Below are 9,297 nucleotides of genomic sequence, written 5' to 3' on the forward strand. Positions count from 1 at the left end.
AGATGTGCATAAGAGACAGCACCCGCAGCAGCTTCTTCTTCTTCTTCGTGGGAGGAAGGGACATGGCGAGCACTGGCTGCGGAAGCCCGACGGAGGGTGGAAGGAAGCGGGTGGACGTCCAGAGGCCAGCGGTCCCGACCCGCATGGGGGCAGGACCGCCGGTGGCTGGTGCCGCCTAGAAGAGGTTCAGGCGGATGAAGGCGGCGCGCAGGTTGGGGCGGTTGCCAATGCGGCGGGCATCCGCGGCCTGGGCGCTGCCGGTGCTGGAGAGCACGTCGCGCACGGCGAGCGGGCTCAGGGCGTAGCGGCCGTGAGCGCGCAGGGCGCCCTGCAGCGCGGCGACGGAGCCGGTGACGATGGGCGACGCGCTGGAGGTGCCGCTGAACGTCCCGGTGTACCAGCCGTCCTCGGTGCCGCCGTTGTAGCGGTCACCGTAGCCGGTGGTCACGACGACCTCGCCCCAGCCATTCACGTCCGGGCGGGAGCCGTAGTTGGTCCAGCACATGGGCACGCGGCCCTGGGCGGAGCCGGCCGCCACCACGATGGCACCCGAGTCGCGCAGGTCGCGGTTGAAGACGCCGCCGTAGGCCGGGTCGTCCATGTTGACGCTGCCGTTACCCGCGGCCTCCACGACGGACGTGCCGTTGTAGGTGGCCTGGGTGATGGCGTCGAACTCCGCCTGCCAGTACTCCATGGCGACGAAGTTGCACTGGCCGAAGTTGCAGGTGCAGGGCGTGGCATCCGCGGGCCCCTGGCGGTGCAGCTCGATGAGGACGACGTTGCCGGCGCCCGCCGCGATGGCGGCGTTGGCGATGGCGCTCGCGGCGCTCTGCGCGCCAATGGCCTCGAAGCCGGGCGACGCGCCGTGCGCGATGCCCGTCACGCCGACGCCGTTGTTGCGGCCCACCATCTCCCCCATCACGGCGGTGCCGTGGTTGCGCCAGCCCAGGTCGTTGAACTGGGTCCCGCCCTGGTGGAAGAAGGCCGGAAGGTCCTCGTGGGTGGTGCGCCAGGCGCCCTCCACGTCCACGATGCGGATCCCCTCGCCATTGCCGCCCGCGACCGTCCAGGCGTAGTTCGCGTCAACGCCCGCGGGCGCCGCGCCCAGGTAGCCCTGCTCGCCCTGGAGGTTGGGGGCCACGGCCATCAGGCTGGGCATCATGTTGGGCCAGTTGACGGCCGCGGGCTCCGCGGCCGGCTCGGCATAGGCCGTCTCCACGCTGGGCAGCGCGTCCAGCTTCGCCACCAGGGCCTGGACGTCGGCGTAGGTGGTGCCCGCCCGCATGGGGATCTCCAGGTACAGGTTCAGGTCGGCCAGCTCCTGGTTCCCGCGCAGCTCCCCTTCCGTGCGGCGGTCGTCGAGCAGCAGCTCATCCGCCTTGAACAGGCGATCCAACCCGAGCGCGTGGGCATCGCCGCCGGCGAGCCGGACCACGGCGTCCACGTCCGCCCCCACCTGGAGCGCGGACAGGCCACGGCCGCGCAGCTGGGTGCCCTCGCGCGCGCTCCGCTCATCGGTGAACTGGGCGATGCGGCCATTGCGCACGCGCACGTGGGTGCCTTCGTGGAACTTCACGACGACGCGCGGAATGGCCAGGTCGCGGCGCAGGTCGACGAGCCCCTTGCGCGGCAGCATCCGCGGCGTCAGCTCGCCCGGGCCCTGGGGATCCGCCGCCGTGGCGGGCAGGGCCACCGACAGGGCCAGCGCCATCATCAGCCGGCGCGAAACGACACTCTTCTTCGTGGTCCTTGCTTGCATGAAACAGTCTCCTGAGGTGACTACAGCGGTCTGTGGCTCGTGCCGGGGGCAGGCCCCCGTCCCGGGATGGCGGATTGCGCCGCCGCTACTTGTTCGCGAGCGCCCAGAGGGCGTCGAAGCGGACGCGGGCGTTCTCCAGCAGCGGCGCCAGGCGGGTGCCCTGCGTCTTCAGCAGCAGGGCTTCCGCCCGGGGTCGGTCGTTGTGCAGCAGGATCATGAAGAGCTCGACCTTGTCGCCCGCGAGCGAGCGCCGGAGCTCCAGGTCCATGTCCGGCTGGATGTTGTTGGCGAGGATGAGCTGCTCGATGTCCTTGAAGCGTGCCTCGCGCTCGGGGTTGTCCTGCCACTCCACGCCCATGCCCAGGTATTCGACCTGGTAGAGGCGGCGGAACTGGGCCTCGTCGGTGAAGCGCAGCTCACCCTTGGCGAGCAGGTCCCGCTTCGCGGTGTCGACGACCTTGCTGTCATTGAAGAGCGCCTGGAGGGCCTGGGTCTCCTCCGCCCGGCGCAACACCTTGCGCTGCAACTGGCGGAAGCGGGCCAGGTCCGGGTTCTCCGCCATGACCCGCTGGCGGAGCACATCCAGCGGAGAGCCGGGACGTGCCAGCGCCTGGGGGATGGGGGTGTTGCTTTCAAGCGACGTGCTGACGACCACCGGATGGAGGGTGTCCAGGGGACGGGCCACGCTCGTCGGCGAGGGCCCCGTGGCGGCGGGCGAGGCCGGGCGCGCGGCGGGGGCCACCGGGACGGCCGCCAGCGAAGGGGCGGGCGCGGGCGTGTCCGTGAGCAGCCAGAAGAGGCCCACGGCCCCCACGGCCAGCACGCTGGCGGTGAGCGGGAGCGTGTACTTCCTGCGGTGTTGACGGCGCATGGGTCGGCGTCCCTCGTGTCCGGGCATGGGCGGACGGGCCCCCGCGTGAGGCGGGAGCCGTCCGGAACAGCGGGTAGCGGGTGGGGCGTCGTCGCTACGGGATGAGCGCGTCCGGGACGTTGGTCCGGAGGATGAGGCGGTTGAGCTCCTCGACGTACTCGCTCTGGAACCGGGCGGAGCCGTTGAGGTAGCCCTCGGCGACGAGGATGTTGGAGGTCAGGTCCGTGCTGACGGGGCGCAGGTTGTAGGCCTTGCCGAACCAGGACTCGCCCTGGATGGAGAGGATTTCATCCGGCGTGCCGTCCTGGCGGACCAGCCGCTCACCGACGACGAACTCCTTGGCCTTCTTGAGCGAGCCCTCGGTGGTGACGAGCGGGTGCTCGAGCGTGACGGAGAGGCGGCCACCGGACTGCATCCGGAAGCGAAGGATCTCCTGGCGCGCGGCGTCCCGGTCCACCGTGTAGCGCTCCACGGTGTTGGGGGCGAGCGTCACCTTGTCCAGGGAGGCGTCCTTGGAGAGGGTGACGAGGTCATCCGCGCCGCCCGACTGGGCCTTGTGGATGGACATGGGGCCGCCCTGGAAGAGGACCTTCTGGTCCGGGGTGTAGCAACCCGGCTCGCAGACGCCATCCATGAGGACATGCACGGGCTTGTTGTCGAACGCGACGGCGAAGATCTGATCCCCGGTGAAGCCCGCGGTCGCGGTGCCCGGCGCGCCGGGGCCCTTCCACGGCTCGTAGCTGGAGTTCGGATCCACGAACACGGGATAGAGCCAGGTCTGGTTGAGGTTGAACGCCTGCTGCGCGTCCGTGTCATAGACCGTGGCCCAGAAGCGCTGGTCCTTGCCCGGGGAGATGTTGAACGGGTCCGCGTCCGCCCACTTCTTGGCCCACTGCTGGCGGCCGCGGGCCTGATCCGAGGTGAGCTGATCGAAAGTGCAGCGGTAGTAGCTGGGAGCCCAGGCCGCCATGGCCTGCGTCGCGAAGCCCAGGGCCACTACGAGGGTCGGCAGAGACAGCTTGTTCATACATCCTCCTGCGGGGTTGGGATGGTCCACGTTCCCTGTCGCCGAGAACGTGAGGACGACAGGGAACGTCGCCGTGCCGGGTCGGGAGGCCCTGGGCATGGGAAGTCATTGCCGGGTCTCCTCGTGGAGCACCGGGTCTTCACTGCTCAGCGGTGGAATGGGAGGGGACGGCCCCCGCGTCCAATGGCTGTCGCCGTGGACTGCTCAGGAGTCGCGAGAGGCGGACTTCGTTGGAAGGGGATGCTCCACGCGCTACGCGGGTTCAAGGGGCAGGAGCTGGATGACCTTGGTTCCCGATAGATGGATGCCAGGGTGCGCCGTGCATGGACTCATTGATTTTCCCCTCTCGGTCCGGATGTTGGACGCTGCTGCTTGAGTCCTCGCCCAGTGAACACAATAGTACAGGGAGTGAACACCATTGCAAGCGAATCCGGAAAATTCCGTAATTCACCACATCGCGTCATTTCCGTGTTGATCTTGTATTTGTGTAGCTTTGCGGGGCTGGCAGACTCATGTAGGTTCTACGTAGTGGATTCTACTTAGGTGTCTGGTTTGACGGCCCGTTCGTCTTTGTCTTGCGCTCCCGCAAGGCTTTGCACGGGTCGTCCTCCGGCATCGCGGGTGTGAACCAGACGTAGTCATAGGGCAGCGTCGTGGCGCCCGTGAGCGCCGCGTAGTCCTGGGGCTTGAGGGCCTCCGGTGACACCTCCAGCAGCGCCACGCTCAGGACCGTCACGTCCTTCATCCGGCGCGCCAGGTGCGCGGGCACTCCGCGGTCCTTGCGGACGTGCCCGTTGCCGGTGATGAGCACCGCGCCGTCCACCGTCACCGACTCCAGCAGCCGGTCCGCCATCATCGCGTCGCGGGCCCGCTGCGCCAGCGCCATGGGCTCCAGCATCTCCTTGGGAAGCTCACCGCAATGCGAGCGGTCCAATTCCTCACGCACCGCCTTCGCCTCGTCCTCGGGCACGGGCACCTCCAGCCCCAGCCGGGAGCGCACGTCCGCGGGCACGGCCTCCGGGCCCTTCATCACCAGGTCCCGCACCTGCGAGCGGGGCAGGTTCGCGGCGACGATGGGCAGGTGTGCCTCCAGGCCCGCGGTGAACACCGGCGCGTAGAGGCTGAAGTCGGGCCACCCGCTCTTCGCCCAGTCCAATGCCCGCGCCAGCGCTTCGGCGTCGTCTGGTTTCTCCTTCAGCGCCGCGTCCACCGTGGGCTGCTGCGACACGTCCAGCATCTCGAAGGCGAGCGCGGGGCGCCGGCCCTCCGAGGCCTTCGCGCGCACCAGCTCCGCCTGGAGTGGGTGGTGGTCTGGATGATCATGCCGCTCGCCCAGGAGCACGTACTGCGCGGAGACCACCGCCGCGCGCAGGGTGTCTGCTTCCGCGAACCGTCCCCCCGCCACGTCCCAGATGCGGCCCACCAGCGGGTGGTCCTGATGCAGCGTCGTGGTCCAGGTCCGGGCAGGGGAGGGCGGAGGCACCTGGCGGCTGGCACAGCCTCCGGACACCAGGAGGGTGAGGGCGAGGAGGGAAGGGGCACGTGTCATCCCTCCATCCAATCCGTCCTCCGCCAGGATTGCCCGCCCGAAACGACAGAGCCCGCGCTCCCGGACAGAAGGAGGCGGGCCCGTCATGGGAATCAGGCAGCAAGAGACCTCGGTTCAGTTCGCCGTGCTGACGGTCTTCCAATCAGAACAATTCACGAGCCGCCCGGTACCGGCCTCACCGGTGCAGGCACGGAAGCGGATCAGGATGCCTTCGGCGAAGTTGCGGTTGCAGGTCACGGAGGTGCCACTGCCACTGCTGTTCCAGCAGAAGGAATAGCTCCCCGTGTTGGAGTTATAGATATGGGCCACGGCGGAGTGGCCGTCCGCCGCGGTGTCCCTGACGGTGAAGTTGTCTCCGTTTGAATTGAACGACACGCTGGCCCCGAAGACGGACATCGTGGAGATCGCGCTCGCGGTAACGGTTCCCTCGGCTCCTTCCGCGGGCATGACCTGCGTGTCCGGCGCATCCAGGACCTCGGTGGACTCGCCGTCCTCGGGCTGCCCGCCACATCCGAAAAGCAGACCACAGAGCGTCAGCGTCAGCGCAGGCATCGAACGAGACATGTGCTTCCTCCCAGGTAGCGTGTGAGCACGCTTGCGGGAATAACGGCTAAGCACGTTTTTATTGGATCCCGACCAAGCCGGCTTTGGGGCTGGGATGAGGTCTCCTGGTCAACGGGGGCGTCACCGGTCGAAGAAGGACGCCTGCTGGAAGCGCATCCCGGCCAGCACCTGCTCCACGCGCCTGTCGGAAAGCGTGCCGATGTATTCCCCCAGCGCTGTCTTCTCCACCGAGGACACCTGCGACACGACCAGGACGCTCTGCTTCGGCAGGTGGCCTTCACCCACGTCGAGCAGCACGTTGCCGGGCTCCTGGGCCCGCTTCAGGTTCGAGGTCAACGCGCACACGACCACGGTGCGGATCCGTGAGCGGTTGAAGACATCCTCCTGGAGGACCACATGGGGGTGGGGGATGCCAGGGAGTGACCCCTGCGAGTCGTCCGGCACCAGCCAGAAGAGGTCTCCCCGCTGGATGCGCCTCTCCGGTTGCGTCTGCGTCTCCATGGGAGCGTCCTTCCGGACTTGAGCTGCCATTGAAATGACAGGGCCCGCGCTCCCGGACAGCAGGAGGCGGGCCCGGCGTCAGGCGTTGAACGCGCGCCGTCGAGCTACTTCGAGTCGACGACGAGCACCATCCACCGGTCGGTGCCGTGGTCGATGCGCACGTTGGAGGCGCCGGCCTCCTGGAGCTGCTGCACCACGCGCTCCAGGAACTGGAGGTGCTCCTGCGGCGCGTCCACGAACACGTTGCGCACGCCCGGGCCCTTGGCCTTCGGCTTCTTGGCGGGCGCCGCGCCGTTGAGCAGCTCCGGGGCCGCCGCGGACTTCAGCATCGTCCCCACGTCCTCGGTCGTGACCTCCGGACGGTCCTCATTCACTTCCACTTCGGGCTCCTGGGTGCGGGTGCGGGCGCTGGCGCTACCGGACGAAAGTTCCTTCTTCGCCTGGTCGCGCAGCTCGTTGAAGGTGCGCAGGTTGATGGTCGCGCCGAACTTGTCCTTGAAGCTCTCCAGGGCGTCCTGGCGGCTCAGGTCGGGCTGGGTGCGGAAGAGGTCGAGCAGGAACGCGTGGCGCTCCTGCGACTGCTCCTGGGAGGTCCTGGGCATGGGCGTGTGGCTCCGGCGGTGTCGGGTGCTTGAAGGCGGCGCACCCTATACCCGAGCCACCCCCCGGAGCGAAAGCCAGGGGCCTACGGCCGTCCGCGCGGGCCCGGACGCGGCGTGCGTCCCGGGCTCCGGCCCGACGGGCGCGGCTGCACCGGACGGGGCCACGCGTTCGTCGCCAGGCCCTGGTCGTCCTCGGTCCTCTCAGACGTGCGGCGCAGGCGGGCGGCCTCCGCGGCGGACTCCGGCGGCACCAGCGCGTTCGGGCCCCGGCCGATGAGGTCCTCGCGGCCGGCGAGCCGCAGGGCCTCGCGCGCCAGCGGCCAGTGCTCCGGGTTCCAGTAGAGCAGGAGCGCCTTCTGCAGGCGCTTCTCGCGCAGGCCCTTCGCCGTGTACACGGGCTCCATCTTCAGCGGGTCCAGGCCCGTGTGGTACATGGCCGTCGCCACCGACATGGGCGTGGGGATGAAGTCCTGCACCTGCCGCGGCCGCTTGCCCTTCTCCTTCAGCCACTGCGCCAGCATCACCATGTCCTCCAGCGTGGAGCCAGGGTGGCCGCTGATGAAGTAGGCGATGTCGTACTGCTCCTTGCCCGCGTCCTCGCTGGCGCACGCGAACATGTGCTGGAAGCGCTCGAAGCTCTCGATGCCGGGCTTCTTCATCTTCTCCAGCACCCGGGGCGACACGTGCTCGGGGGCCACGGAGAGCTGTCCGCCCACGTGGTGCGCCGCCAGCTCCTTCACGTACTCCGGCGAGCGCTCCGCCAGGTCGTACCGCACGCCGCTGGCGATGAAGACGTGCTTGATGCCCTCTTCCTTGCGCACCTGGCGCATCAGGTCGATGAGCGGCCCGTGGTCCGTCTGGAGGTTCTCGCAGACGCCCGGGTGCACGCACGACAGCTTGCGGCACTTGCTCTCGATGTCCTCGCTCTTGCACTTGAGCTTGTACATATTGGCCGTGGGGCCGCCCAGGTCGGTGATGGTGCCCCGGAAGTCCCCCATGCGCCGCACCTCGCGCACCTCGCGCAGCACGCTCTGCGCGGAGCGGCTCTGGATGACGCGGCCCTCGTGCTCGGTGATGGAGCAGAAGGTGCAGCCGCCGAAGCAGCCGCGCATCAGCACCACGGAGTGCTTCACCGTCTCGTAGGCGGGGATGCGCTCGGTGTACATCGGGTGCGGCACGCGGTTGAGCTTGAGGTCGTACAGCTCATCCATCGCCACCGTGGACGTCTCGCCGGGACGCAGGCCGGCGCCGTCCTCCAGCGGCCGGGCGGGCGGGTTCATGTAGATGGCCCGGTTGCCGTGGCGCTGCACGATGGGGCGCGCGTTGCCGGGGTTCGTCTCCATCTGGAAGTCGCGGCTCATCACCGCGAAGGCGCGCGTGTCCGCCACCACCTCCTCGTAGGAGGGGAGCACCACGACCTTGTCGCGGTCCGCGGCGCGCTTCGCCGGGTCCGCTTCAAGGGCCTTCATCGCGGCGTCGTTGATGAGGTGCGCGGTGCCGCGGATGTCCTTCAGGTCCTCGATGCGCTCGCCCCGGTGGAGCCGGTCGGCGATCTCCCAGATGGGCCGCTCGCCCATGCCGAACACCAGCAGGTCCGCCTTGGCGTCGAAGAGGATGGAGCGGCGGACCTTCTCGCTCCAGTAGTCGAAGTGCGCGATGCGGCGCAGGCTGGCCTCGATGCCGCCCAGGACGACGGGCGCGTCGGGGAAGGCCTCGCGGCAGCGCTGCGCGTACACGATGGACGCGCGGTCCGGCCGGCAGTTGGTGCGCCCGCCCGGGCTGTACTGGTCCTCGGAGCGGTTCTTCTTCTGGGCCGTCAGCCGGTTGAGCATCGAGTCCAGGTTGCCCGCCGCCACCCCGAAGAAGAGCCGGGGCTTGCCCAGCGCCTTGAAGGGCTCCGCCGAGTGCCAGTCCGGCTGTGGGATGATGCCTACCTTGAAGCCCCGCCCCTCCAGGAAGCGGGCGATCAGCACCGGTCCGAAGGCCGGGTGATCCACGTAGGCGTCGCCGCTCACGATGATGATGTCGCACTGCTCCCAGCCCCGCGCCTGCATGTCGGCGCGGGTGACGGGAAGGAACGGATGGGCGTAGCGGGGGGTGACAGAGGCCATGGGGTCCTCCCCGGAACAGCGGGGAGAGGCGAACCAACCCCATCGGGGCGGGCTCTGTCCACTCCGGCGCCCGGATGCCCCCCTGCCCCCTGGGAGACCGACGCTCCCCGGGCTGTCGGCAGGGGCCGGACGGCCGGTGTGGGCGCCCCGACTCCTCGCAAAGACAGACGCCGGGTCATTCATGATCCGACTGGGTGTCGGGCCACTCCGGCGCAAGGAATTGGCTTTCGGGTATTGCTTGAAAAATCCGTTTGTGGCAGAGAATGTTCACGGGCGCCGACTGTCAATGTCTGGCGTTGGGCCCGCTCCCACC

The 9,297-nt window shown here is 68.9% G+C and carries 8 protein-coding genes; all 8 read right to left on the reverse strand.

Features of this window, described 5'->3' with window-relative positions; all coding sequences use genetic code 11:
• Positions 1-175: 175 nt before the first annotated feature.
• The 8 genes from D7V97_RS34615 to D7V97_RS34650 all read right to left on the reverse strand — a co-directional run bounded on the left by D7V97_RS34615 (position 176) and on the right by D7V97_RS34650 (position 8,984).
• A complete protein-coding gene (locus D7V97_RS34615; RefSeq protein ID WP_147445097.1) occupies positions 176-1,759 on the reverse strand; it encodes a S8 family serine peptidase in 1,584 nt (527 codons plus the stop codon).
• Positions 1,760-1,844: 85 nt separating this feature from the next.
• Positions 1,845-2,630, reverse strand: a complete 786-nt coding sequence (locus D7V97_RS34620) for a hypothetical protein (RefSeq protein ID WP_120614896.1) — start codon at positions 2,628-2,630, stop codon at positions 1,845-1,847.
• A gap of 94 nt (positions 2,631-2,724) precedes the next feature.
• On the reverse strand, positions 2,725-3,657 hold the full coding sequence (locus tag D7V97_RS34625) for a hypothetical protein (protein WP_120614897.1): 933 nt from the start codon (positions 3,655-3,657) through the stop codon (positions 2,725-2,727).
• A gap of 535 nt (positions 3,658-4,192) precedes the next feature.
• Positions 4,193-5,206, reverse strand: coding sequence for a ChaN family lipoprotein (locus tag D7V97_RS34630; protein ID WP_120614898.1), 1,014 nt, complete (start codon positions 5,204-5,206; stop codon positions 4,193-4,195).
• Positions 5,207-5,320: 114 nt separating this feature from the next.
• Positions 5,321-5,770 (reverse strand): hypothetical protein, encoded by a 450-nt coding sequence (locus D7V97_RS34635; RefSeq protein WP_147445098.1) that lies wholly within the window; start codon positions 5,768-5,770, stop codon positions 5,321-5,323.
• A gap of 120 nt (positions 5,771-5,890) precedes the next feature.
• The gene (locus D7V97_RS34640; RefSeq protein ID WP_120614900.1) at positions 5,891-6,271 is read right to left on the reverse strand and encodes a type II toxin-antitoxin system PemK/MazF family toxin; all 381 of its coding nucleotides are present in this window, start codon (positions 6,269-6,271) and stop codon (positions 5,891-5,893) included.
• 104 nt (positions 6,272-6,375) lie between these two features.
• A complete protein-coding gene (locus D7V97_RS34645; protein ID WP_120614901.1) occupies positions 6,376-6,873 on the reverse strand; it encodes a hypothetical protein in 498 nt (165 codons plus the stop codon).
• An 83-nt stretch (positions 6,874-6,956) separates the two neighbouring features.
• Positions 6,957-8,984 (reverse strand): YgiQ family radical SAM protein, encoded by a 2,028-nt coding sequence (locus D7V97_RS34650; RefSeq protein WP_120614902.1) that lies wholly within the window; start codon positions 8,982-8,984, stop codon positions 6,957-6,959.
• Positions 8,985-9,297 lie beyond the last annotated feature (313 nt).

This window comes from Corallococcus sp. CA053C, from assembly GCF_003611675.1.
GTDB lineage: Bacteria > Myxococcota > Myxococcia > Myxococcales > Myxococcaceae > Corallococcus.

Excerpts from the sequence above, each read along its gene's own strand:
- D7V97_RS34635 (WP_147445098.1), bottom strand. The coding sequence starts at position 5,770 with ATGTCTCGTTCGATGCCTGCGCTGACGCTGACGCTCTGTGGTCTGCTT.
- D7V97_RS34640 (WP_120614900.1), bottom strand. The coding sequence starts at position 6,271 with ATGGAGACGCAGACGCAACCGGAGAGGCGCATCCAGCGGGGAGACCTC.
- D7V97_RS34645 (WP_120614901.1), bottom strand. The coding sequence starts at position 6,873 with ATGCCCAGGACCTCCCAGGAGCAGTCGCAGGAGCGCCACGCGTTCCTG.
- D7V97_RS34650 (WP_120614902.1), bottom strand. The coding sequence starts at position 8,984 with ATGGCCTCTGTCACCCCCCGCTACGCCCATCCGTTCCTTCCCGTCACC.
- D7V97_RS34615 (WP_147445097.1), bottom strand. The coding sequence starts at position 1,759 with ATGCAAGCAAGGACCACGAAGAAGAGTGTCGTTTCGCGCCGGCTGATG.
- D7V97_RS34625 (WP_120614897.1), bottom strand. The coding sequence starts at position 3,657 with ATGAACAAGCTGTCTCTGCCGACCCTCGTAGTGGCCCTGGGCTTCGCG.
- D7V97_RS34630 (WP_120614898.1), bottom strand. The coding sequence starts at position 5,206 with ATGACACGTGCCCCTTCCCTCCTCGCCCTCACCCTCCTGGTGTCCGGA.
- D7V97_RS34620 (WP_120614896.1), bottom strand. The coding sequence starts at position 2,630 with ATGCGCCGTCAACACCGCAGGAAGTACACGCTCCCGCTCACCGCCAGC.